At 60.1% G+C, this 24,247-nt stretch carries 23 protein-coding genes and 1 pseudogene; 7 read left to right on the forward strand and 17 right to left on the reverse strand.

The window, feature by feature from the left end:
- Window positions 1–3: 3 nt before the first annotated feature.
- The 9 genes and pseudogenes from OMR58_RS01795 to OMR58_RS01835 all read right to left on the reverse strand — a co-directional run bounded on the left by OMR58_RS01795 (window position 4) and on the right by OMR58_RS01835 (window position 7,158).
- A complete protein-coding gene (locus tag OMR58_RS01795; RefSeq protein ID WP_264545002.1) occupies window positions 4–795 on the reverse strand; it encodes an amino acid ABC transporter substrate-binding protein in 792 nt (263 codons plus the stop codon).
- A 19-nt stretch (window positions 796–814) separates the two neighbouring features.
- Window positions 815–1,483, reverse strand: a complete 669-nt coding sequence (locus OMR58_RS01800) for an amino acid ABC transporter permease (RefSeq protein WP_105591649.1) — start codon at window positions 1,481–1,483, stop codon at window positions 815–817.
- A gap of 23 nt (window positions 1,484–1,506) precedes the next feature.
- Window positions 1,507–2,238, reverse strand: a complete 732-nt coding sequence (locus tag OMR58_RS01805; RefSeq protein ID WP_264545003.1) for an amino acid ABC transporter ATP-binding protein — start codon at window positions 2,236–2,238, stop codon at window positions 1,507–1,509.
- 139 nt (window positions 2,239–2,377) lie between these two features.
- Entirely contained in the window at window positions 2,378–3,847 is a 1,470-nt protein-coding gene (locus OMR58_RS01810) for a catalase (RefSeq protein ID WP_264545004.1), read from the reverse strand.
- Between the two features lie 158 nt (window positions 3,848–4,005).
- Window positions 4,006–4,158 (reverse strand): annotated as a pseudogene (locus tag OMR58_RS01815) (transcriptional regulator); the annotation flags it as partial.
- 5 nt (window positions 4,159–4,163) lie between these two features.
- On the reverse strand, window positions 4,164–4,529 hold the full coding sequence (locus OMR58_RS01820) for a helix-turn-helix domain-containing protein (RefSeq protein ID WP_264545145.1): 366 nt from the start codon (window positions 4,527–4,529) through the stop codon (window positions 4,164–4,166).
- A gap of 111 nt (window positions 4,530–4,640) precedes the next feature.
- On the reverse strand, window positions 4,641–5,453 hold the full coding sequence (locus OMR58_RS01825; protein ID WP_264545005.1) for a MetQ/NlpA family ABC transporter substrate-binding protein: 813 nt from the start codon (window positions 5,451–5,453) through the stop codon (window positions 4,641–4,643).
- Window positions 5,454–5,471: 18 nt separating this feature from the next.
- The gene (locus OMR58_RS01830; RefSeq protein WP_105591654.1) at window positions 5,472–6,140 is read right to left on the reverse strand and encodes a methionine ABC transporter permease; all 669 of its coding nucleotides are present in this window, start codon (window positions 6,138–6,140) and stop codon (window positions 5,472–5,474) included.
- Window positions 6,133–7,158 carry a methionine ABC transporter ATP-binding protein gene (locus tag OMR58_RS01835; protein ID WP_105591655.1) on the reverse strand — a complete coding sequence of 342 codons (1,026 nt, stop codon included), beginning with the start codon at window positions 7,156–7,158 and terminating at the stop codon, window positions 6,133–6,135. Before OMR58_RS01835 ends, OMR58_RS01830 begins: the two co-directional genes overlap by 8 nt.
- A 290-nt stretch (window positions 7,159–7,448) precedes the next feature.
- Here OMR58_RS01835 and OMR58_RS01840 point away from each other — a divergent pair, with 290 nt between their 5' ends.
- Together OMR58_RS01840 and OMR58_RS01845 are read left to right on the forward strand one after the other, a co-directional pair.
- Window positions 7,449–8,957, forward strand: a complete 1,509-nt coding sequence (locus tag OMR58_RS01840) for an FGGY-family carbohydrate kinase (protein ID WP_264545006.1) — start codon at window positions 7,449–7,451, stop codon at window positions 8,955–8,957.
- Complete coding sequence (locus OMR58_RS01845) at window positions 8,954–9,988, forward strand: 2-hydroxyacid dehydrogenase (RefSeq protein WP_264545007.1); 1,035 nt, start codon at window positions 8,954–8,956, stop codon at window positions 9,986–9,988. Before OMR58_RS01840 ends, OMR58_RS01845 begins: the two co-directional genes overlap by 4 nt.
- Here OMR58_RS01845 and OMR58_RS01850 read toward each other — a convergent pair.
- The 7 genes from OMR58_RS01850 to OMR58_RS01880 all read right to left on the reverse strand — a co-directional run bounded on the left by OMR58_RS01850 (window position 9,980) and on the right by OMR58_RS01880 (window position 17,548).
- On the reverse strand, window positions 9,980–10,933 hold the full coding sequence (locus OMR58_RS01850) for a carbohydrate kinase family protein (RefSeq protein WP_264545008.1): 954 nt from the start codon (window positions 10,931–10,933) through the stop codon (window positions 9,980–9,982). The two genes, OMR58_RS01845 and OMR58_RS01850, sit on opposite strands and share 9 nt — an antisense overlap.
- Window positions 10,930–11,955, reverse strand: a complete 1,026-nt coding sequence (locus OMR58_RS01855) for an ABC transporter permease (RefSeq protein WP_200559244.1) — start codon at window positions 11,953–11,955, stop codon at window positions 10,930–10,932. The genes OMR58_RS01850 and OMR58_RS01855 overlap by 4 nt, the downstream gene beginning before the upstream one ends.
- Window positions 11,952–12,935, reverse strand: a complete 984-nt coding sequence (locus tag OMR58_RS01860; RefSeq protein ID WP_200559245.1) for an ABC transporter permease — start codon at window positions 12,933–12,935, stop codon at window positions 11,952–11,954. The genes OMR58_RS01855 and OMR58_RS01860 overlap by 4 nt, the downstream gene beginning before the upstream one ends.
- Window positions 12,935–14,431, reverse strand: a complete 1,497-nt coding sequence (locus OMR58_RS01865; RefSeq protein WP_264545146.1) for a sugar ABC transporter ATP-binding protein — start codon at window positions 14,429–14,431, stop codon at window positions 12,935–12,937. The genes OMR58_RS01860 and OMR58_RS01865 overlap by 1 nt, the downstream gene beginning before the upstream one ends.
- 49 nt (window positions 14,432–14,480) lie before the next feature.
- Window positions 14,481–15,464 carry a sugar ABC transporter substrate-binding protein gene (locus OMR58_RS01870; protein ID WP_264545009.1) on the reverse strand — a complete coding sequence of 328 codons (984 nt, stop codon included), beginning with the start codon at window positions 15,462–15,464 and terminating at the stop codon, window positions 14,481–14,483.
- Between the two features lie 149 nt (window positions 15,465–15,613).
- A complete protein-coding gene (otnK, locus tag OMR58_RS01875) occupies window positions 15,614–16,876 on the reverse strand; it encodes a 3-oxo-tetronate kinase (RefSeq protein ID WP_264545010.1) in 1,263 nt (420 codons plus the stop codon).
- A 3-nt stretch (window positions 16,877–16,879) separates the two neighbouring features.
- The gene (locus tag OMR58_RS01880; RefSeq protein WP_264545011.1) at window positions 16,880–17,548 is read right to left on the reverse strand and encodes an aspartate/glutamate racemase family protein; all 669 of its coding nucleotides are present in this window, start codon (window positions 17,546–17,548) and stop codon (window positions 16,880–16,882) included.
- 227 nt (window positions 17,549–17,775) lie between these two features.
- Here OMR58_RS01880 and OMR58_RS01885 point away from each other — a divergent pair, with 227 nt between their 5' ends.
- Window positions 17,776–19,011 (forward strand): alpha-hydroxy acid oxidase, encoded by a 1,236-nt coding sequence (locus OMR58_RS01885; RefSeq protein ID WP_200545021.1) that lies wholly within the window; start codon window positions 17,776–17,778, stop codon window positions 19,009–19,011.
- Between the two features lie 17 nt (window positions 19,012–19,028).
- Window positions 19,029–19,730 (forward strand): molybdate ABC transporter substrate-binding protein, encoded by a 702-nt coding sequence (locus OMR58_RS01890; RefSeq protein WP_200559249.1) that lies wholly within the window; start codon window positions 19,029–19,031, stop codon window positions 19,728–19,730.
- A 68-nt stretch (window positions 19,731–19,798) separates the two neighbouring features.
- Here OMR58_RS01890 and OMR58_RS01895 read toward each other — a convergent pair whose 3' ends face one another.
- Complete coding sequence (locus OMR58_RS01895; RefSeq protein ID WP_264545012.1) at window positions 19,799–20,833, reverse strand: LacI family DNA-binding transcriptional regulator; 1,035 nt, start codon at window positions 20,831–20,833, stop codon at window positions 19,799–19,801.
- A 236-nt stretch (window positions 20,834–21,069) separates the two neighbouring features.
- Here OMR58_RS01895 and OMR58_RS01900 point away from each other — a divergent pair, with 236 nt between their 5' ends.
- The 3 genes from OMR58_RS01900 to OMR58_RS01910 are packed head-to-tail and all read left to right on the forward strand — an operon-like array spanning window position 21,070 to window position 24,224.
- Window positions 21,070–22,377, forward strand: coding sequence for an MFS transporter (locus OMR58_RS01900; RefSeq protein ID WP_105591667.1), 1,308 nt, complete (start codon window positions 21,070–21,072; stop codon window positions 22,375–22,377).
- A 21-nt stretch (window positions 22,378–22,398) separates the two neighbouring features.
- Window positions 22,399–23,037 (forward strand): 3-oxo-tetronate 4-phosphate decarboxylase, encoded by a 639-nt coding sequence (otnC, locus tag OMR58_RS01905; protein ID WP_264545013.1) that lies wholly within the window; start codon window positions 22,399–22,401, stop codon window positions 23,035–23,037.
- Between the two features lie 41 nt (window positions 23,038–23,078).
- A complete protein-coding gene (locus tag OMR58_RS01910) occupies window positions 23,079–24,224 on the forward strand; it encodes a lactonase family protein (RefSeq protein ID WP_264545014.1) in 1,146 nt (381 codons plus the stop codon).
- Window positions 24,225–24,247: the final 23 nt, after the last annotated feature.

Here is a 24,247-nt window from a genome sequence, read left to right on the forward strand (position 1 = left end):
AATTTACCCCTTAGCCGGTTGGGTGCTGACGGTGAGATCGGTATCAAACCATTTCTCGGAGATCTTCTTCAGCGTGCCGTCGGCGCGCAGTTCGGTCAGCGCTTTATCCACCTTCGCCTTCAGTTCTTCTCCCCTGGCGTCCTTGCGGAACGGCAGCGCCACCTGCTTCTCGCCAAAGGTTTCACCGACCACTTTCAGCGGCAGATTCTTATGTTTGATCTGCCCCAGCAGGATCACCTGACCGGAGACAAAAGCATCCACCTTGCCCTGCGCCACGCTGTTAAACACCACATCGGACCCTTCGAAAGTCACCAGCTTGATTTTGTTTTCCGGGTCAAACTCTTTCAGCACTTTGGCATAGTTCGACCCCAGTTCGGCGGCCACGGTTTTCCCGGCCATGTCGCTCAGCCCGTGGATGCTGTTGTTATTCACACTGACCGCCAGCGCCGCCGCAGAGTAGTAATACGGCACGCTGTAATCATATTTCTTGCGGCGCTCCGGGGTGTCGGCGAAATTGCCCACCGTATCCACCTTGCCGGTTTCCAGCGAGCCCAGCACCCCGACCCAGTCGGAGGTCACCCACTCGATTTTGTAGTGAATTTTCTCCGCCACCGCCTGCAGGATCTCAGCGCTGAAGCCTTTAATTTCGTTACCCTGTTTAAAATAGTGCGGATAGCCCTCCGGCGTGGCACCTACCCTCAGCACCGGCTGTTCCGCAGATTTATCGGCGGCATTATCACAGCCGCTCAGCAGTGCCAGCGCACCGGCAATCAGTACAAATTTATACCCTTTCATGATGTTATTTCCCGGTTAGTCAGAGGACGTATGGCTTGCCGATATAGCGTTCCAGCTGCCGCTGTAGCGCGCTGAGCACAATGGTCAGCGCCCAGTACACCAGCCCGACGGCAAAATAGGCTTCAAAGAATTTCAGTGATTCGGTGGCGATCAGCTTGCCGCCCGCCAGCAGTTCACTCACCCCGAGGGTAAAGGCCAGCGACGAGTTCTTAATCAGGCCAATCCAGATATTTCCGGCAGCGGGAATGGCGTTGCGGCACGCCTGCGGCAGCAGAATGCGCCTCGCCGCGTTGACGTGGCTGAGGCCTGACGCCAGCGACGCCTCCCACTGCCCGCGATCCACCGAGTCGATGGCCGCGCGAAACACTTCGGCCAGATAGGCGGCACTGTTCAGGCTCAGACCGATGATCACCGCGTGCGTGGCGCTCAGGCTGTTAAGCACCGGGAACAGCTGCGGCAGGCCGAAGTAGATAATCAGCAGCTGTACCAGCACCGGCGTACCGCGGAAAAAGGAGATATACAGACGGGCGAACAGCGCCAGCGGACGGATGCCGCGCAGCAGCACGGCCAGTCCGGCTCCCAGTACGGTAGCCAGCACAATGGAAGCCAGCGAAATAAACAGGGTGATCGGCAGGTAAGTCAGGATCTGGGGAATAATCCCCAGCATATAGCCAACGTCAAAATTCATGGCGGGATGTCCTTATCGTGGTATCAGGCAAATTCGTGGAGGAAACGGTGTGCGCGGTTTTCCGTAACGGGGTCAAACAGCACATCCGGCGCGCCCTGCTCAAGGATGCGCCCCTGCTCCATAAAAAATATCCGCTGCGAAATATCACGGGCGAACTTCATTTCATGGGTGACGATCAGCATGGTCAGCGAGCGCTCGGCCAGACTGGCGATCAGGTTGAGAATGTCGCGCCGCAGCTCCGGGTCGAGCGATGAAGTGGGTTCATCCAGCAGCAGCGCTTCCGGCTCCAGGCTCAGCGCACGGGCGATGCCGACGCGCTGCTGCTGACCGCCGGACAGCGTAATGGGATAAGCCGAGGCTTTATGCGCCAGCCCGACGCTGGTCAGCAGTTCCATCCCCCGATCGCGGGCCTCATCCCGGCGATAGCCACGGCCGTAGATCAGCACTTCGGAGATATTTTCCAGCGCGGTTTTGTTCTTAAACAGGTTGTAGTGCTGAAAGACCATCGCGCTCTGGCGACGAAAACGAGTAGTATTGCGGTGGGTCAGGGAAGCGGCATCGACCGTTTCATCACCGATGGTGAGCTGGCCGCTATCGGGTTTCACCAGCAGATTCAGGCTGCGCAGCAGCGTGGATTTTCCCGAGCCGGACGGCCCGATAATCGACACCACTTCGCCACGTCGGACGCTGAAACTGATATCGTTAAGCGCCTGATAATTCTTAAACTTCTTATTTAACCCGCTGACTTTAATCATGACCGCCCCGCTAAAAAATCACTTTGGGGCAGTGTAACGTTGCAAAAAATTGCAGACGAATGCTTAAAAATTATAAGGTTAGTTATTATTCGCTGAAGAAAACAGCAGAAAAATGGCCTCCCGAAGGAGGCCGTGAGGATTAACGGCGTTTAGCGCGTTCGGCGGTGACCTGCTGCGCAATGCGATCGCCAATGGTACGGTCGATATTGCGCCAGTATTCAAAGGCGCGGGACAGCACCGGCTCCTCCACGCCGTTGAGAAGATGGCCGCTGACGTTATCCACCAGCCGCTGGCGGGCGGCATCGTCCATCACCTGATTAATCAGCGTGTTAGCCTGGCCGTAATCGTCATCGTCACGATGCAGGCTGTATGGTGCATGGACCATATCGCCGCTCGCATGCCAGGTGGAATCCGTCGGGTAACGCTTGCCGTCGGCCGCCGGGCCGCCTTTGGAGTTCGGTGCATAAACCGGGTCGGACACCGGATTCATGCGCATCGCCCCGTCTTTGCTGTAGCTGTTCACCGGCGAATGCGGCGCGTTAACCGGGATCTGCTTGTAGTTCACCCCCAGCCGCGCACGGTGCGCATCCGCATAGGCAAACATGCGGCCAATCAGCATCTTGTCCGGGCTGATGCCGATGCCCGGCACCAGATTGTTCGGCTCGAAGGCCGCCTGTTCAATCTGCGCGTGGTTATCGGTCGGATTTCTGTCGAGCGTGAGCGTGCCGACCTTAATCAGCGGGTAATCCGCATGCGGCCACACTTTGGTCAGATCGAAGGGGTTAAAGCGATAATTATCCGCCTCGGCGAACGGCATAATCTGCATATACAGCGTCCAGCTCGGATACTCCCTGCGTTTGATCGCGTCATACAGATCGCGGGTATGATAATCACCGTCCTGCCCGGCCAGCAGATCGGCCTCCTGCTGGTGCAGACACTCCACGCCCTGGTCGGTTTTGAAGTGGTATTTCACCCAAAACTTCTCGCCCTGCGCGTTCACCCACATATAAGTGTGGCTGGAAAAGCCGTCCATATGCCGCCAGCTTTTCGGGATACCGCGATCGCCCATCAGCCAGGTGACCTGGTGCGCCGATTCAGGCGACAGTGTCCAGAAATCCCACTGCATATCGTGATCGCGCAAATTGTTATCGGCGCGTCGCTTCTGCGAGCGGATAAAATGCTGGAACTTCAGCGGGTCGCGGATAAAGAACACCGGGGTATTGTTCCCCACCATGTCGTAGTTGCCTTCACTGGTGTAGAACTTGATGGCGAAGCCGCGCGGATCGCGCCAGGTATCCGGGCTGCCCCGCTCCCCGGCTACCGTGGAAAAGCGCATCACCACCTCGGTTTTCACCCCAGGCTGAAACAGCGCGGCTTTGGTATAGCGGCTGATATCCTCCGTCACTTCAAAACGTCCAAACGCTCCGCTTCCTTTGGCATGCGGCTGGCGCTCGGGGATGCGCTCCCGGTTAAAGTTGGCCATCTGCTCAATCAGATAATGGTCGTGCAGCAGCAGCGGGCCGTCGGGGCCGACTGAGAGGGAGTGTTCATCGCTGGCAACCGGATTACCGGCATCGTTGGTGGTAGGTTTGCGTTTATCATTGCTCATCACTGTCTCTCCGACTTTGTTATGGAGTCCAGCGATTAAGGGTAGACTATATACACAAAAAGATTGTGCCTTTAGTGTTTAACGATACAAGGCGCACACGTATTCATTTTCTGAAACACGTTCAGCAGATAGAAACTCAGCGGCCGAACTTAACGATCGCCGATGGTCTTATCGACATTTTTTTGTGATGACTGGCATTCTTCACGGATCGTTTGCAGACCAGTTTCCAGTATCAGTTCATCAGCCAGTTCGGTAATGCGTTTCTGACTTTCCGGCGATCGAGCCGCAATGACTTCATCTAATGTTCTCATTCCGATCAATCAACAAACACTGATACGGGGATGCCAAATCGATTAGCCAGCGCTCTCATATGATCCAGTGTCAGCGAACGTTCACCGCTCAAAATCCGACTCACCAACGATTTTTTTCCAATCTCGTTTTCAAAATCAGACTGAACAAGACAATGCTGATCCATGAGAACCCGCAGAAGCGACACGCCATTTTTTCCGGCTGAGATGCGGGCGTTAAACGCGGCGAATTCGGGCGCGTGGTCCTCATAAGCGGTTATTTTCGCCGTCAGCATCTCAACCAGCGGGTTGTCGGGTTGCGTTTCAAGCAAATACTCAACCAGCATTAGTGCTTCCTCATAATCCTTACGCGAAGTACTACCTCTCATGTTCATACCTATTCGATGACATTGTTCGGTGATTCTCGCCACAGTGGTTTCCCCATAAAAAAGCCCGAAACAAAGGAGCATTATCCCCCCTGTTCCGGGCCTTTACGCTGTGATAAATCAGTTATTAACCGGGATCACCGCGCCTTTGTATTTGGTACGGATCCAGTCCTGGATCTGTTTAGAGTGCAGCACGGTGACCAGCGCTTTGATATCCGGCTTGTTCTCGTCACCGCGATGCACGGTAATGATGTTGGCATACGGGTTGTTCTGGCCGCTTTCCACCGCAATCGGGTCTTTCACCGGGTCCAGACCGGCGTCAATCGCGTAGTTAGCGTTGATCACCACCGCGTCGCCTTCGTCGTTGTTGTACATCTGCGGCAGCAGCGCGCCTTCAACGTTCGGCAGGAACTTCAGGTGTTTCGGGTTTTCCACGATGTCGCTGATGCGCGCATTCACCTTGTTCACGCCCGGCTTCAGCTTAATCACGCCCTCTTTCTCGAAGATGGACAGGATACGGCCCTCTTCCGCCACCGCATCACGCATGATCACTTTGCCGTTCTCCGGCAGCTCTTTCAGCGATTTGAACTTCTTCGAGTAGATTCCGATAGGCTCGATGTGGATCGCACCGGCGCTGACGAAATCATAGGTCTTATCACCGGCGTGATCTTTCAGCACGCTGTTCAGATACGGAATGTGCTGGAAATAGTTGGCATCGATATCGCGGCTGGCCAGCGCGGTGTTCGGCAGGATGTAGTCCTGGAACGGTTTGATTTCCAGATCGATACCCTGCTTCGCCAGAATCGGCTTCGCCTGCTCCAGAATTTCCGCGTGCGGCACGTTAGACGCCCCAACGGTCAGCGTGTCTGCCCATGCGCTCAGGCTCAGGGCACCCAGGGTTGCTGCAGCCAGCAGCGTCAGTGTTTTTTTCATTTTGGATTTTCCTAAAAGTTAACGTTTGTCGAGCCGTGTCGTGAGCACATCACCTAAAAACTGGATGATAAAAACAATCACCAGAATCATTACCGTCGCCACCAGCGTCACATCGCCGTGGTTACGTTGAAAACCTTCCAGATACGCCAGGTTACCGAGGCCACCGGCACCGATCACCCCGGCCATCGCGCTGTAGCTGACCAGCGCAATCAGCGTCACGGTAATACCGGACACCAGCGCCGGTGAGGACTCCGGCAGCAGCACGCGGAAAATCAGCGTACTCAGCTTCGCGCCCATCGAGCGGGAAGCCTCAATCACCCCTTTGTCCACTTCACGCAGGCCGATCTCCACCAGGCGGGCGTAGAACGGGGCGGCACCAACGATCAGCGCGGGCAGCGCGGCGTTAGCACCAAGGATGGTGCCGATCAGCGTTTTAGTGAACGGGATCAGCAGCACAATCAAAATAATGAACGGAATGGAGCGGAACACATTCACCAGAATGGAAATCGCGCCGTACACCGCACGGTTCTGGAACAGCCCGCCGCGCGCGGTCAGGAACAGCGCCAGGCCAAGTACAATACCCAGCACAAAGGTCGCCAGGCCGGACAGCGCGGTCATATACAGGGTTTCGCCGGTGGCGGCCCACAGCTGGTCAACCTTCAGGTGCGGAAACAGGGACTCAAACATTTTTCACCACCTCGGTTGAAATTGCGTGGGCGTGCAGGTCGGCCAGAATATTCTCCAGCTGGCTGCCGCTGGCCGGAACCTGTAGCCACAGCTCACCAAAGGTGCCGTTGGCGGTCTGGGTCATTTTTCCGTGCAGAATATTGAACGGCAGCGCGTATTTCAGCGTCAGTTCACCGACAATCGGCTGGCGGGTGCTCTGGCCGACAAAGGTCAGCTTCAGTACCGCACCCGCCGCCGCATCCACCAGATCGGCGTTAAACGGCGTATCGGCGCTGCTGTATTCGGTGGTCTGCTTCACAAACTGGCGGGTAATCGGCTGCTGCGGGTGGGTAAACACCGACAGCACTTCGCCCTCTTCCACGATGCGCCCGGCCTCCATTACCGCCACGCGGTGGCAGATCTTACGCACCACGTGCATCTCATGGGTGATCAGCACGATGGTCAGCTTCAGCTGGCGGTTAATATCCAGCAGCAGATCGAGGATCGCGTCGGTGGTTTGCGGGTCGAGTGCCGAGGTGGCTTCGTCGCACAGCAGCACGTCCGGGCTGTTGGCCAGCGCGCGGGCAATCCCCACGCGCTGCTTTTGCCCGCCGCTCAGCTGCGAGGGATAGGCCTGCTCTTTACCGTTCAGCCCGACCAGCTCAATCAGTTCCTGCACCCGGCGCTGGATCGCCGCTTTCGGCGCTCCGGCAATTTGCAGCGAGAAAGCAATATTCTCGCTGACGGTGCGCGACCACAGCAGATTGAAATGCTGAAACACCATGCTGATTTTCAGCCGCGCCTGGCGCAGCGCTTCACCGCTGGCCTGGGCGATATCCTGCCCGGCAACAACGACGCTGCCGGAGGTCGGTTTTTCCAGGCCGTTCAGCAGGCGGATCAGCGTACTTTTTCCCGCGCCGCTGTAGCCAATAATGCCGTAAATCTGGCCCTGCTCTACCTGCAGATTGACGTTGTCAACGGCGGTCACCGGACCCGATCGGGCGTTAAATATTTTAGAAACGTTGCGTAAAACGATCATCTGTTGCCTGTTTTCTGCCGTCGTATCAGCGAAATATGCTGATTAATTAAACTGATTCTTATTTGTGAATTATCGATAGCACTAATTGCCTGGTGATATTAAGCAGCAGGGAAACTATTGGAAACGACTGAAAAGATATGGCTTATAACCAAAGGGAATATTTGGAGCCTGATTGCGTCTTTCGAGTTCTGAAAACCTGTGGCAATAATGGAGAAAATTTCTGCGAAGCGTCGCGATCGGCACTGCTTTTTGCCCGCAGGCTGAATGGCTTACCGTAAAAAGGCTGCATTATGGATTACTTTATCGGCATTGATGTTGGCACCTCTAAAACCAAGTCGGTGCTGTTTGATGCCCGCTTTAACCAGCTGGAAGTCGCCTCCGTCAGCAACCGTACGCTGACCCCCGCCCCCGGTCACCAGGAGCAGCAGATGGAGGCGCTGTGGCAGAACGTGGTCAGCACGCTGAAAACGCTCTCCGCATCGCCGCTGCTGACAAAAGGGACGCTGCGCGCTATCGGGCTGTCCGGCCAGGGCGAAGGGGCATGGCTGATTGATAAACAGGGCCAGCCGCTGCGCGATGCGCTGCTCTGGAGCGATACTCGCGCCGCGTCCTCCATTCGCGAACTCTCCGCGCGTGACGGGCTGGAAGACAAGCTGTTTGAGCTGTGCGGCAGTCGCCTGCTGCCCTGCAACAGCAGCCTGCAGCTGCGCTGGCTGCAGCAGCATCAGCCGGAGCGGCTTAATGACGCACAGTGGTTTTTCTTCGCCAAGGACTGGATCCGTTTTCGCCTGACCGGCCGCGCCAACCTGGAACGGACCGATGCCGGCACCTCGTTGCTGGATCTGCATCAGGGTACGCATTCCGATGCGGTCCTGAGCGAGCTGGGCATTGAAAACCTGCGCCCGCTGTTCCCGCCGCTGCTGGCCCCGCACGATCTGGCCGGGGAGCTGAGTACCGCCGCCGCAGCCGCCACCGGGCTGCCCGCCGGTACGCCGGTCGCTGCAGGGGCGCTGGACGTTTCCGCCTGCGCGCTCGGCATTGGTGCGGTGCACGACGGCGACGTCTTCACCCTGCTGGGCACCACCTGCTGTACCGGCATCGTCTGTCACGATCTGACTCAGGTCAGCCGCAAAACCCGCTTTGTCAGCCACGCCTGGCAGGGTCAGTTCCTGAATCTGTTCGCCATGCAGTCGGGCACGCCGAACCTCGACTGGGCCATCAGCCATCTGGCCGCCAACCGCAGCTTCAGCGAGCTGGGCGCAGAAATCAGCGCCCTCTCCCCCGGCAGCGGCGGCGTGTTTTATCAGCCGTACCTCAACGGCGAGCGCGCACCGTTTTACAGCCCGGTTGCCCGCGCCGGTTTCTTCGGCATCAGCCAGGACACCACCAACGCGCACCTGCTGCGTGCGGTCTTTGAGGGGCTGGCGTGGGCGATTACCGACGTGCTCAGCGACTACCCGCCGGGCGGCGATCTTTATCTGGCCGGAGGCGGTACGGCGTCGCCGTTCTGGCTACAGATTATCGCCGACTGCACCGGCCGCCGGGTGATCGTCAGCCCGCAGAGTGAACCCGGCGCGCGCGGTGCGGCGATCCTGGCGGCCATGGCGCTCGGTCAGCCGGTCAGCGCCGAGTCGCTACAGCCGGGGGATCGCCAGATCTGGCACCCGGATGCGCGATCGCATATTCAGTATCAGCGCCTGTTCCCGGTCTTCCGCCAGCTGCGCGAACAGCTGCTGCCGGTCTGGCAGGCGCGGGATGACGCCTTAACTCAACTTGCACAGGATTCAGCCGATTTATGAAAATTCTCTTTACCGCCGAGTATGCCGGTTCCCTTGATGCCTTCCGCCAGTACGGCGATCTGGTGGTGACCGGCTGGGCGTCGGGCGACAGCAAACTGAGCGAAGACGCCCTGATTGCCCGCGGCCAGGACGCCGATGTGCTGATTGTCAGCTACGACGACATTACCGCCCGGGTGATTGACGCCTGCCCGCAGCTGAAGCTGATTGCCTGCACCCGCGCCAATCCGGTTAACGTCGATCTGAAGGCGGCGGCGGCACGCAATATTCCGGTACTTTACACCCCGGGGCGCAATGCCGATGCCGCAGCCGAGCTGACGCTGGGACTGATGCTCAGCCTGGCGCGGCATATCCCGCAGGCGCACGGCGCGCTGAAGCGCGGCGAATTTACCCGCGCCATCCAGGGCAGCAACGCCACTCAGCAGGGGCTGCGCCAGGACGTGGTGTGGGACGTGGATAAATCCAGCCCGTACGAGGTGTTCAAGGGCGGCGAACTGCGCAATAAAACGCTGGGTCTGGTGGGCTACGGCAGCATCGGCCAGCGTGTCGGTCGCCTGGCGCGGGCGTTCGGCATGTCGCTGCTGGTGGCCGATCCGCGCGTGGCGGCAGAGGATATTGACGAACCGGGTGTGCGCAAAGCCACGCTGGAGGAGCTGTTTGCCGGGTCCGACTACGTCAGCCTGCATCTGACGGTAACGCCGCAGACCACCGGACTGATTGACCAGCGCCTGCTGGGGCTGATGAAGCCGGAAGCGCGGCTGATTAACACCTCACGCGCGGCGGTGGTCGTCGAAGAGGATCTGATTGTCGCACTGCGTGAAAAACGCATTGCCGGAGCGGCGCTGGACGTGTTCGCCAGCGAACCGATCTGGCGCGATCATCCGTTTATTACCGAGTTTGATAACGTGGTGATCACCCCGCATATCGCCGGAGCGACCGGGGAAACGCTGGTGAAGCACACCGCGATGATCGCCGCTGATTTACAACGCTTCCTCAGCGGCGAACCCCTGCACTATCGCTGGCCGTCAGCCTGATAATGGCAGGGTGGGCGTGGTGGCCATAAAGGCCCGGGTGGTTTCCCAGTCCACCACGCCCGCATCCGAACCCAGGCCGCTGGCGACCAGCGAGGCCACCGCGCTGCCGACCCGACAGGCCTGTTCAACATCCAGCCCCTTCGCCAGCCCGGCAATAAAGCCGCCGCAGTAGCTGTCGCCGCAGCCGGTGGTATCCACCACCCTGACCTGCCAGGCCGGAATGCGCAGCTGGCCGCCACGGCCAAACACCCACGATCCCCGCGCGCCGTCCTTAAAGATACAGGTACCTACGCCGCGATCGAGGAAGAAGCGGGCGATGTCCTCAGGCTCCTGCTGCCCGGAAATCTGCGCGGCCTCCTCCATCGACGGCATAAAGTAGTCAATATACGGCAGCATCGGCGTCAGCAGATCCAGCGTCTGTTCATTTGGCGCAATCAGATCGAAGCTGGTCGTCACGCCGTGCTGATGCGCCCAGGCCAGCAGTTTCGCGCTCTGGCCGTTATCCATCGCCGCCAGCAGGCCGCTGCCGCCGAGGTGCAGAAAACGCGCATTGCACACCCGGGGGAAATCCGCCTCGTCGATAAACAGATGGTCCGACGCGCCGCGACAGTGCAGCGCCGGGCGTTCGCCGTTGGGGCGGATCGCCAGAATCGTCGCCGAGGTTTCGCTGGCCTGGGTGCGCTGGATAAGCGAGCCGTCAATGCCCAGCCGCCGCCAGACCCCGGCGATAAAATCCCCTTTCTCATCGTCGCCGAGGCAGGCCGCAACGGCGGTGTGAATGCCCAGCTTGGCAGCGTTCATTACCGCCCCGCAGGCGGTGCCCGCCGGGCTCAGGCGGATCTGTTCAATAAACTCCACACCGCCGCCGGACGGAATGCCGCGAATGGGCCGTCCGGCGATATCCAGCGTGGTTAACCCGACAAATACCGCGTCAAACTGGCTCATGCCGCCTCCTTTTTTCGCCACTGTTGCGACTGTCGCAGCCTGCCCTGCCAGAAGGAGAGCACCAGCGCCACCAGCAGCACCAGACCGTTCAGTGCGTCTTTCAGAATAAAATCCAGCCCCATCAGGTTCAGACCGTTGGCCACCAGGCCGAGGAACAGCACGCCCACCAGCGTTCCGGGCACGTTCGGCCTGCCCTGCGCATGGAATGCGGTGCCGATAAACACCGCCGCGATGGCGTCCAGCAGATAGGACTGCCCGGCCAGCGGGCTGAACTGCCGCAGGTTCGCGGACAGAATAATCCCGCCGATGGCGCACAGCACAGAACTGGCGATCAGCACCCACAGCAGGTTGCGCTTAACGTTCACCCCGGCATTCAGTGAGGCGACCGGGTTGAGGCCCACGGCGTGGATGTGCTTGCCGAACAGCGTGCGCTCCAGCAGCAGATAGCAGATCAGCATCAGCGCCACGGCAATCACTACCGGAATGGCGATGCCCCACAGCGAACCGACCGCGATCTCATGGTATTCGGCGGCCATGCGGCGATAGGCAATCGGCCCGCCGCCGTCGGTCAGCACCCGCTCAAGGCTGCTGCCGATAAACCAGGTGCCCAGCGTAGCCAGAAACGGCTTCACCCGGAAACCGAGGATCAGAATGGCATTCACCAGACCGACCAGCGCCCCTCCGGCCAGTGCGGCCAGCACCGCCCCCTGCCACGGCCAGCCCCAGGTTTTCAGCGCCACCAGCGCAAACGCCGCACCGAAGTCCAGCGCCACGCCCACCGACAGATCGATGCCGCCCGAAATCACCACCAGCGTCATCGCCAGCGCGACGATCAGCAGAATGGCGTTCCCCTGCAGGATGTTGGCCAGGTTATCCGCGGTTAAAAATACCGGGCTGTTGAGGGCGAAAAACAGGATAAACAGCAGCAGGATCAGCTGGAATCCGTAGCGGGCCAGCAGTGAAAGCAGGCTGCCGCCCTGAGAGGCGGTGCGCGCGGTTAATACCTGTGTTGATTTGCTCATGGCTGCCCCCGACGCTGCACGGCCGCGGCGGCCAGGACCATCAGGATCAGCACGCCCTTCACCGTCCCCACCCAGAAAATATCCACCCGCATCAGCGCCAGCCCGTTGGAGAGCGCATTGACCAGCAGCGCCCCCAGCAGCGCGCCCCACACGGTAACCACCCGGCGGCGGGAAAACGCGGTGCCGATAAAGGTCGCCAGCACCATTTCCAGCAGCAGCGGCTCTTCGGCACCGGGCGAACTGCCGGAACCCCGTGCCAGCAGCGTCAGCGCGGCCAGCGCGGCGGCAGCCGCCGCCAGCAGATAGGAACGCAGTATTAATGCGTTCACCGGCAGCCCGGCCAGCTCGGCGGCTTCCCGGCTGCCGCCGCTGGCCTGCAGATGCTGCCCCCAGCGGCTGTGATGCACCACAAACTGGTACAGTACAAACACCGCCAGCATAAACCACACCGCCCACGGCAGACCCAGCAGCGTTCCGTCGCGGAAGGCCACCAGCCACGGCGCGTCAATGCTGATACGGCGCTGGCGGGTCAGATAGTTGGTCAGGCCGACGATCGCCACCGAACTGGCCAGCGTTGCCAGCAGCGGCGGCAGGCCCACCCTTACCACCATCAGTGCATTCACCAGCCCGGCCAGCAGCGCGGCGGCGACCGCAAGCAGCGCCAGCAGAAAGATATTCGCTTCGATCTGTACGCCGATACTGATTATCGCCACCGCCAGCACCGAAATGGCCGGCAGCGACAGATCGATGCCGCCGGAAACCACATCATCACCGCCGCCGATAATCACGCAGGCCAGGCCAAAGCAGAGAATGGCCAGCGGCGCGGTCTGTTTCAGGATCACGCTGGCGTTCTGCCAGCTGAGGAACCACGGTGCCTGGAAGCAGAAGAACACCAGCAGCGCGGCAAACAGCAGCAACGGAATTTTATCGATGGGAAAGGCCAGCCTGCGCCGCAGGCCTGGCTGAGAGAGATCGCTCATTACGGGGTTTCCTGTTCACTGCCGCCGCTGGTCAGCGCCAGCAGCCCGTCCTGGGTCAGATTATGGGTAGGCACTTCGGCCACGATTTCGCCACGGCGCATCACCAGCAGGCGATCGCAAAGGCCAATCAGCTCGCTGGCATCGCTGGAGGAGACCAGCACGCAGCGCCCTTTATCGGCCAGCTGCCGGGTCAGATGGTAGATTTCGGCGCGCGCACCAACGTCAACGCCCAGCGTCGGCTCATCAAGGATAAACAGCTGGCTGTGGCTGTTCAGCCAGCGGGCCAGAATCACCTTCTGCTGGTTGCCGCCGCTGAGGAAGCGTACCGCCTGGCGCACGTTGCGCGGGCGAATATCCAGCTTTTCCGCCAGCGCCAGTGCGTTCTGCCGCGCCTTTTCTTTCAGCTCCCAGCCGAAACGCGACAGGCTGCCCGGCGAGGCAATATTGATGTTGTCGGCCACCGACAGCGGCTGGATCAGCCCGTGATGGCGGCGATCGCGAGGCACCAGCGCAATCCCCTCGGCAATCGCCTGCACCGGGGAGCGCAACCGCACGGCCTTACCGGCAATACGCAGCGTGCCCTGGCGCAGCGGATACAGGCCGTACAGCGCATCGATCAGCTGCTCGCGCCCTGAGCCGGATAGCCCGGCAATGCCGACAATTTCGCCCGGTGCCAGCTGGAAATTGATGTGGCGAAACGCATCGCTGCCGAGGTTTTCCAGCGACAGCCACGGCGTGGTTGACGGCGGTTTTTCCGCCGGTGGCGCAAACAGCGTGGTCAGTTCGCGGCCCACCATCAGCTCAATCAGGCGATCGATGTCATCGGCGTTGACCTCGTCCAGCGTGGCAACCTGTTTACCATTGCGCAGCACCGTCACGCGGTCACAAATCTGGGTGATCTCATTCAGGTAGTGGGAGACGTAGATAATTGCAATACCGCGCGCTTTCAGCGCCCTGATAGCCGCAAACAGCAGTGCCGCTTCCCTCGCTTCCAGCGGCGCGGTAGGTTCGTCGAACACCACCAGCCGGGCTTCACCGTCGATCAGCGCGCGGGCAATCTGCACCAGCTTCAGCTCGGCCTGCGACAGGTCGCGGATCAGGCGGTTGCCGTCCAGCCGGATATTCAGCACCTCACGAAAGAATTTTTCGCTGTCCGCACGCATCGCCCGGCGATCGAGCCGCCCCAGGCGATGACAGCGCTCCTGACCGATAAACACCGACTCCGCCACAGTGAAGTGGGGGATCAGATGCAGCTCCTGGTGGATAAAGCGGATGCCTTCCTGCTGCACCGCCGCCGGGGTCACGCTGGCCAGCCGTCGGCCCCCGACGCTGATATCGCCGCTGTCCGGGGCATACACCCCCGCCAGGATCTTAATCAGCGTGGATTTCCCCGCGCCGTTCTCACCGATCAGGCCATGAATTTCACCGGGGTGAACGTGAAGTTCAACCCCGTCGAGGGCAGTCACACCGGCAAAGGTTTTGCGGATGTGCTGCATAAACAGGCCGCCCGGGGCGGCCTTGTGCAGAGACTGAGTCACGCCGCGATTACTCCTTCAGATCGCCGTAGCCCAGCTGTTTGTAGACCGCCTTTGCCTCTTCCGGTCCCTGTACCGGCAGCACCGGTACGAATGTCTGCGGCAGCAGCTTCGCGCCGCCGAAGTAGCGGGCGACATTATCGGCGGAGGTGGTGCCGATCAGGCGTGGCTGCTGTGCGACGTTGGCCACGAACGGGCTGTCTTTCTCGGCCATGATTTCCAGCGTGTCCGGACCGGCATCAATCGCGGTGACTTTCACGTCTTTGTCGCGGCCGGTTTCTTCCAGCGCCTGCACGATACCGATGGCCGGCTGATCCCAGCAGGCAACGTGGATGGCATCCAGCGAGCCTTTCGGATGCTGGCTCAGCAGTTCGAGGGTTTTCTTACGTGCATCTTCCGGGGAATTGGCGAACTGCTCGGCCAGCTCCGGCTGGAGGATCTTAATACCCGGATAGTCCTGCAGCACATATTTCCACTGATCGTAGCGGATGCCGCAGATGCGCAGCGAGTTCGAGAAGGCGTTGAATACCGCCACGGTGCCTTTGCCACCCAGCGCATCCGCCGTATAGCGGCCAATGGTACTACCGAGGCTGTAGTTATCTGAAGTGGTGTTGTTTACCGAATACGGCGAGACGTGATCGACGGTAAATACCGGGATGTTGGCATCACGCAGCGCTTTGAATTTTGGCTCAACCGAGCTGTCGCCGAGGATGCTGATCACCGCATCCACCTTACGCGCGCGCAGGATGTCGTGGTTATCCGCATGCACCTGGTTATCGCGGCCGCCGTCAACACCCACTACCTTACCACCCAGTTTTTCCACCTCTTCCGTGGCGCCTTTATAGGCCTCACGATCCCAGAAGTGCTGGGTGCCGACCACGGCGATACCGATGGTTTTGCCTTGCAGAGAGAGCGCCTGCTCTGCTGCTGCCACATTGGTGAGAGTTCCCAGGGCAAGTAATACAGCAGCCACGCGACTGATTTTGAACGCCATAAATTTTCCCACTTTTCATTATGTTATTAGTAGAAAATTTACGCTATCAGGCAGTTTTAATTCCTAAAAATAATTAAAATTAATATTTAATAACAAAAATACATATAGCAGAAACGGAGCAGAGAGCTGACTACTCCGTTTCTGTGGCGTTACAGCGTTTTCAGCGCCCGGGCGAAAAAGTCTCTGCCGCCGAAGTTGCCTGATTTCAGCGCCAGGGCAATCGGCCGCTCGCCGCCGGACACCATCGCCGGAACGCCGGTATCGATCTCCTGACCAATGGTCAAGGCATCAAGATCCAGCGCGCTGACCACCGCCCCTGAGGTTTCGCCACCGCCCACCACCAGCCGCCGTACGCCTTCGGCTACCAGCTGCCGTGCCGTCAGGCCAAACAGCGTATCCAGCGCTTCGGCAATCTTTTCGCGGCCGTATTCCTGCTGTAGCTGGCGTACCGTTTCCGGATCGCCGGAAGAATAGACCAGCGGAGCCTGGCCCTGATGCGCCTGAATAAAGTCCACCAGCTGCTGCGGACCCGTTGCGCCGCTCAACACCTCTTTCACGTCAATCATCAGCACAGGATGCTGCTTTTCATGCTCGGCGATCTGCCCGCGCGTGGCACCGGAACAGCTGCCGACGAGGATCGCTTCCGCGCCGCTCACCTGCGGCACGCCCGCGCGCTGCCCCTTCGCCCGCCCGTCAGCAATAAAGTTATGCGGCAGCGCCCGGGCAATCCCCGACCCGCCGGTCACCAGCACGGCTCCCCGGCAGGCGCTGCCGATAATGGTGAGATCGTCATTGCTGATGGCATCGACAATGACCAGTACCCTGCCCTCTTCTGCCTGAGCGACCAGCGCGGCCTGTACTGCCTCGCTGCCCGCGCTGACCGTTTGCCAGCCAATATGCCCGACGCGGTTTTGCGACTGCCGCGCCAGCACCCGGCGCAGATCGGCATCGGTCATCGGCGTCAGCGGATGGTGTTGCATGCCGGATTCGTTCAGCGGCTTGTCGTGCACAAACAGATGCCCCTGATACAGCGTACGGCCCATCGCCGGAAACGCCGGGCACATCACCACACTCTGCGCTTCCAGGTGCGCCGCCAGCGCGTCGGTCACCGGCCCGATATTCCCCTCGTCGGTGGAATCGAAGGTGGAGCAGTATTTAAAGATTATCTGCTCGCAGCCCTGTTCCTGCAGCCAGCGGCAGGCGGCCAGCGACTGCGCCACCGCCTCTTCCACCGGCAGCGAGCGGCTTTTCAGCGCGATAACGCCCGCCTCGACCGAGGCATCGGCTTGCACCGACGGCACGCCAAGATACTGCGTGGTGCGCAGCCCGCCTTCCCCTTCCAGACCCTTGGACAGCGTCACGGCAATATCGCTGGCACCGGTAAAATCGTCGGCAATCACTCCAATCAGCATGATTTACTCCTCCCCGGTGTCGGTTACGCTGGCCTTCATCAGGCTGGCAGCGGCGTGCGGCGCGGTCAGCACCGGAATGCTGACCTGCTCGCGGACGGCGGCGGCGGCACGCGAGGTGGAAAAGTGCGCCAGCATAATCACGTCGCAGTGCGCCAGCTCAGCGGCACGTGCGGCCACCAGCCGGTTATGGCTCTGCGCATCGCCTTTTTTCAGCAGATCGATGGCCTCCGGCACCAGCACGGTGGTCAGCCGCGCGGTCGAACCGGTGCGCGCCACGTACTCGTCAAATTCTGCGGTCATGGTTTCCACCGCCGGGCCAAAGGTGGCCAGCATGCCGATATCGCTGCCCTGCGCGATGGCCTGGCGGAACATCGCCTCGTTCGGACGCAGTACCGGAATGGTCAGTTTTTCCGCCAGCCGGTCAATCGCCGGGCCAAACGCCGAGCAGGTGATCAGAATGCCGTCGGCCTGCATATCCGCTGCGTATTCACCCAGGCGCACAAAACGATCGATCATCGCTTCGGTGAGCTCCTGGCTGCGGGCGCGGTCAATCGACAGGCCGTCATCCAGCAGATTGATGGTTTCCGCCTGCGGCCAGATTTCGGCGAAGGCGGTGTGGATCGGCTCCATGGCCACCGGGGTGGCATGCAGTAAAACAATTCGCGATGTCATTTCAACTCCAGTCTGTCGGGGTACAGTCTTAATGTAAGGGCTTACAATTGTTTCTGTAAAGTGATACCGATCACATAAAAACAGGTTGGCATCGCTCGTACGGTGTTGAAATTTTATGTGCAAGGCAGCAAAATTGAAAGCGCTTACAAAAATTAATACCCCACGCAACAGGTTGCTCTGCCACCTGGCCCGGCAACAACGCTAAAAATGGACAGTGAGAACGCCCTATGACAACGCCTGCAAACTCATCATCTCTCCCGACCGCTGCCGTTCCGCACAGCGCGGCGGTCAGCCCGTCCGTGGCAAAAAAGCTGCCGCGCCAGTTTCGCGATCTGCTGGCGCTGGATGACTTTGAGCGCCACGCGCGCCGCCGCCTGCCGAATATGATTTATCAGTACGTGGCGGGCGGGGTGGAAACCGGCCAGGGCATTGCCGGAAATTTTGATGCCTATCAGCGTTTTAAATTTATCCCGCGCATGTTCCGCGACGTTTCCGGCCGCGACCAGTCGGTGAATCTGTTTGGCCACCGCTATCAGCACCCGTTCGGCGTGGCCCCGCTGGGCGGTGCGTCCTTCGTGGCATATCAGGCCGATATCGCCCTCGCCCGCGCCGCCCGCAGCATGAACGTGCCGATGATCCTCAGCGCCTCGTCGCTGGTGAAGCTGGAAGACGTGCACGCCGCCAACCCGGACGCCTGGTTCCAGGCCTATCTGGCCGGGGATCAGCCGCGCATCGACCGGCTGGTGGACCGCGTGGAGGCTGCCGGGTATCAGACGCTGGTGGTGACCGGCGATACGCCGATGCTCGGCAACCGCGAGCACAACACCCGTAGCGGCTTCAGTATGCCGATCAAAATCACCCCAAAGGTGGCGTTTGAAAGCGCGATGAACCCGCGCTGGCTGCTGGGTACGGTGGCGCAAACCTTCCTGCGCCACGGCGCGCCGCATTTTGAAAACACCGATGCCGAACGCGGCCCGCCGATGATGTCCAGTAAGGTGCGCAACACCAACGCCCGCGACAAGCTGTGCTGGAAAAACGTCGAGGCCATTCGCAAAAAATGGCGCGGTAACCTGGTGATTAAGGGACTGATGTCGCCGCAGGATGCGTTTATCGCCCGCGATCTCGGCGCGGATGCGGTCATCCTATCGAATCACGGCGGGCGTCAGCTCGACCACACCATCCCGCCCCTGTATACGCTGGCGGAAATTGCGGCGGCAAAAGGCGATATGAAGGTGATTATCGACAGCGGCATCCGGCGCGGCACCGACGTGATGAAGGCAATGGCGCTGGGGGCAGACTTCGTATTCCTCGGTCGCCCTTTCCTTTACGCGACGGTGGTTGCCGGGCAGGCAGGTGTGGAGCACGCCATGGGCATTCTGCGTGATGAAATCGACCGCGATCTGGCGCTGCTGGGCGTTCGCACACCGGGCGAGCTGGATGACAGCTATCTGCGCAAACTGTGAAAACCAGGAGTCAGACCATGACCGAGAAAACAACGCTGCGCGTATTTAGCGTGCTGGCCATCCGCGCCGCTGTTGACCGGCTGCTGCCGCTGTGGCAGCAGCAGTATCCCGACATTACGCTGGATATCGCGTGGGGGCCAACGGTGGTGATTGAAAAAAACATCGCCGCCGGGCAGCGTGCCGATGCGGTAATTGTCACCGTCGATGCGCTGGACCGGCTGATAGCCGCAGGCGAGGTGCGTGCGGCAAGCCGGATTGAGCTGGTGGATTCGCAGATTGGCCTCGCTACCCTGCCCGGCACGCCGCATCCGGATATCAGCAGCGTGGCGGCGCTAAAAGAGGCGCTGCTGAACGCGCGCTCCGTCGGCTATTCACTGGCCGGGGCCAGCGGCATCTACTTCCGGCAGCTGCTGGAAAATCTGGGCATCGCCGACGAGGTTAACCGGCGGGCCACCACCATCCCCGAGGGCTTTACCGCCCGGTTGCTGGTGGAGGGTCAGGCGGATATCGCCGTGCAGCAGATCAGCGAGCTGCTGACCGTGGAGGGGATTGAGATTATCGGCCCGCTGCCGCCGGGGGCAGAGAAAACTCTATCGTTCTCCGCCGGGGTATTCAGGGAGGCTGAGCAGCCTGAAGATGCCGCGCTGCTGCTGGCATTTCTGCGCTCCGCCGAGGCCCGCCGTATCTTCGAGGCCTCGGGGTTAAGCTGGCGGGAGTAGCTCAGCGCGGAAAGTAACTCACGGACACACCTGTTCCGGGTGCTCTGCGGCCCTGTAACGAAAGCCGCTCAGCGCGGCTGGCGCGGGGCCGATCCAGTGCTGCTGCGCACGATCAGCTCCGGCTTCAGCAGCGTCTGGCGCGGGGCCTCTTCGCCATTCAGCGCGGCCAGCAGATAGTCGGCCGCATGCTCGCCGATGCGGTCCAGCTCCACCCGCATGGTGGTCAGCGGGTGCTCCAGATGCTCTGAATACTCATAGTCGTTAAAGCCGGTGATGGAAATATCGTTCGGGATGCGCAGATAGCGCTCCGCCGCCCCGCGCATCGCGCCAAACGCCAGCAGGTCATTCCCGCAGATCACCGCCGTCGGCGGCGTCGGGCCGTCCAGCAGACGGAACATCGCCTGCCGCGCATCGTTCATGGTGAACGCGCTGTTCACCAGATTCTCCTCCGCCAGCGCCAGCCCGGCCTTAGCCAGCGCCTGCCGGGTGCCGCTGATACGATCGGAAACGCGATCGTTCGACGGTGGCGTACCAACAATCACCGCAAAACGCTGATGCCCCAGCCCCAGCAGGTGCGTGGTCAGCTCTTCCGCCGCCTGTTCGTTGTCATAGCCGACGCTGGGATAGCGCTGGTCCACCGAAAAAGTCTGGATACAGGGGATATTCTGCTGCTCAATGCGCTCCCACAGGCGGGGATGGTGTGAGTTACCCACCAGCATCAGCGCATCGATACCGTACTCCACCAGCTTGTTCACCTCTTTCAGCTCGGTATCCGGGTCAAAATCAGAGTTGGCCAGCAGCAGCGTGTAGCCGGACTGGTGAATTTTCTGCTGAAAGGTAGCCAGCGGGCGCGAGAAGGTTTCCGTCGCCAGCGTCGGCACCACGGCACCGATGGTCATGCTGCGGCGCGAGGCCAGAGTGCGCGCCGCCCGATTGATCACATATCCCAGTTCCTCACAGGCGCGTTCTACCGCCTCGCGCCGTGCCGCTTTGACCGTGGTGCTGCCGTTCAGCACGCGGGAGACGGTTGCGGTCGATACGCCGGATCGCTTTGCGACATCTTCCAGCGACACGCGGCCAGGCAGAAGGGACTTATCGGACATGTTAGAACTCCAGACTGAAATTAGTGACCTCGTCCACAAAATTTGCAGACAACTGACGATTCATTTTGAAAGCGCTTACTTTTGGCTTGACTGTATTTTGTAATCGCTTACTTTTAACGACATGTTATCAGATACCGGTATTTTATCACCAGGCGATAACAATTAATCTGTAACAAACGACTTACCCGCGTGCGCACGCCAGGTCAAATAACATCAAGATAATAAAGGAATTCACCATGCGTAGATACCCAAAGATCCGTTGGCTGATGATAACATTTTGCTTTTTTGCTATCGCCATCAACTACATAGACCGCATTAACCTGGCCATCGCCGCGCCGCACATCAAAGCCGACCTCGGACTGGATGATACCAGTATGGGCCTGATCCTCGGCGCTTTCTTCTGGACCTATGCCCTGATGCAGATCCCGGCCGGTCGTCTGATTGACCGCCTGGGGGCTCGTGCCGGTCTGGCTATCGCCGTCGGCTGGTGGTCGATGTTTACCGTCTTTACCGCCTTCGGTCGCGGTTTTGCCTCGCTGTTTGGCGCACGTCTGCTGCTGGGCATCGGGGAATCCGGCGGCTATCCGGGCTGTGCCAAAGTGGTGTATTCCTGGTTTGCCAAGAAAGAACGCGCCACCGCCAGCGGTATCTTCGATGCGGGCCCGCGTGCCGGTAGCGCCATCGCTCTGCCGCTGGTCGCCTGGCTGATCAGCACCTGGAACTGGGAAACGTCGTTTATCGTCACCGGCGCGATTGGCCTGATCTGGATGGTTATCTGGCTGGCCTTTTACCGCGAACCGGAAGATATGAAGGGGCTGAACGAGCAGGAGCGCCAGAACCTGCTGGAAGATCGCAGCGTACACGTGGTGGACAAGAGCGAGAAAGTCAGCATCAAAGCGCTGTTCCGCTACCGCACCGTGTGGGGCATGATGATTGGCTTCTTCTGCATGAACTTTGCCACCTACTTCTTCGTCACCTGGTTCCCGACTTATCTGACCATCGCGCACGGCTTTTCGCTGAAAGAGCTGGGTACGCTGGGCGCGATCCCGGCACTGATGGGTATCCCGGGTAGTCTGCTCGGCGGCGTCTGTTCTGACTGGCTGTACCGCAAGGGCTTCTCGCTGACCACCGCACGTAAAACCTGTCTGATTGCCGGGATGCTGCTCTCCTCGGTTATCGCCTTCGCCGCCTTCACCAACAGCATTACGGTGATTCTGGTGCTGTTCTCGCTGACCTATGCCGGTCTGGCCTTTACCGCTGCCAATATCTGGACGTTACCGGCCGATGTGGCACCGTCTTCCGGCTACGTGGGCACGCTGGGCGGCATCCAGAACTTCGCCGGAAACCTGGCAGGCATCGTCACCGCATCGTTCACCGGTCTGATGCTGACGCTGAGCCACGGCTCCTTTGTGATACCGCTGCTGGTTGCCGGGGGTATCTGTCTGTTCGGCGCATTCAACTTCCTGTTCATCATGGGGAAAGTGGAACCGCTGGATCTGAAAACCGACGGCCAGCTGGGTAAACCGCTGACGACCGACCGTTAATCCATTTTGCAGGGAATGATTATGAGTAATGAAAACCAACTTCGCGAAGAGATCTGCTGGGCCGGTGCCAACCTGTTTCAGCGCGGCTACACCGTCGGCACCGCCGGCAACATCAGCGCCCGCCTGGAAGACGGCTGGCTGATTACACCAACGGATGCCTGCCTGGGCCGCCTTGACCCGGCAAAGATTGCCAAGGTCAGCACCAGCGGTGAGTGGGTGTCCGGGGATAAACCGTCGAAAACCCTGCAGCTGCATCGCCAGGTTTATGATCGTAACGCGGAGGCGGGAGCGGTGGTTCATACCCACTCTACCCATCTGGTGGGCCTGACGCTGGCGAGCGTCTGGCAGCAGGAAAGCATTTTGCCCCCCATCACGCCGTATCAGGTGATGAAAGTGGGCCGCATCCCGTTGATCCGCTACCAGCGCCCCGGCGCAGCGGACGTCGCCGAGCAGGTGGCTCGCCTGGCGCTGGAAGTGCGTGGCGTGATGCTGGAGCGCCTCGGACCGGTTATCTGGGGCAAAAGCGTGGCCACCGCCACCGCCGCGCTGGAGGAGCTGGAAGAAACTGCCCGCCTGTGGCTGCTTTCTGCCGATAAACCGGAACCGCTGAGCCAGGCGGCGGTCGCGGAGCTGTGTGAGGTGTTCAGCACCCGCTGGTAACTCCTGAGCTGTACCCTACAAAAACAGGCAAGGAACCCCCAATGAACAAACCTTTGTATGCAGCCATGCTGTTGGCCTTCTCCTGCGCCGCAGCCAGCGCCCAGGCGCAGAGCCTGGTGTATGTGTCTAACGCCGCGAGCGGCACGGTAACCGGCTATAAGCTGGATAAAACCAAACCGGCGCTCGAATCAACGGGCACCTTCCCCGCCGGGGAAAAAGCGATGTCGTCCGTCGTGTCGCCGGATAAGAAAATGCTCTACGTCTCGGTACGCAGCAAACCGTATCGCGTCGTGGCTTATCGTATTCAGCCCGACGGCACACTGCTGAAAGCCAGCGAAACCCCACTGCCGGAGAGCATGGCTTATCTGTCTACCGACAGACAGGGGCACTACCTGCTCAGCGCCTCGTTCGGCGGCGATCTGTTCAGCATCAACGCGATCGACAGCGCAGGCAACGTGGTGGAGAAGCCGGTACAGGTGGTCCACACCGGCAAGCGCGCCCATGCGGTACAGGTGGATGCGGAAAACCGCCATCTGTACGTCACCCAGCTTGGAACTGACCAGCTGTTGCAGTACCGCTTTGACGGCGCAACCGGGAAAGTCACGCCGCTCGATCCGCCGTTTATCAATATCCAGCACGAGGCCGCAACCGGGCCGCGTCACTTTGTTATCGCCCCACTGCGCGATAAGCAGGGACAGCGCAATATGTACATCCTGAACGAGATGGCGGGCAATATCACCCGCGTCACCCTGGACGATGCAGGCCGCGCGACGGCGCACGAAGACGTGTCGTCCATCTCGCCGGATGAGGATATGCAGCGCGGCGAAGCGCGCCCGCTGACCGGCGATGACGACCTGCCGCCGTCGCACAAACCGCGCATCTGGCAGGCGGATATTCATCTGACGCCGGACGGTCGCTTTCTCTACTCCACCGAGCGCACCAGCAGCACGCTGACGTCGTTCTCGGTCGATGCCGGTGATGGTCATCTGACCCGGCTGCAAAGCATTAAAACCGAAGCACAGCCGCGCGGCTTTGCCATCGATAACAGCGGCCGCTTCCTGATTGAGTCCGGGCAGAAATCGGAGCAGCTGTCGCTGTATGCCATCAATTCATCCACCGGCGCACTGACGCTGCTTGGCCGCTATCCCACCGGCAAAGGCGCTAACTGGGTCACCCTGGTTGAGTGATGCCATCGGTCTTATTTACCCCT

The sequence above is a fragment of the Erwinia sp. INIA01 genome, assembly GCF_025947915.1.
Taxonomy (GTDB): Bacteria; Pseudomonadota; Gammaproteobacteria; order Enterobacterales; family Enterobacteriaceae; genus Erwinia; species Erwinia coffeiphila.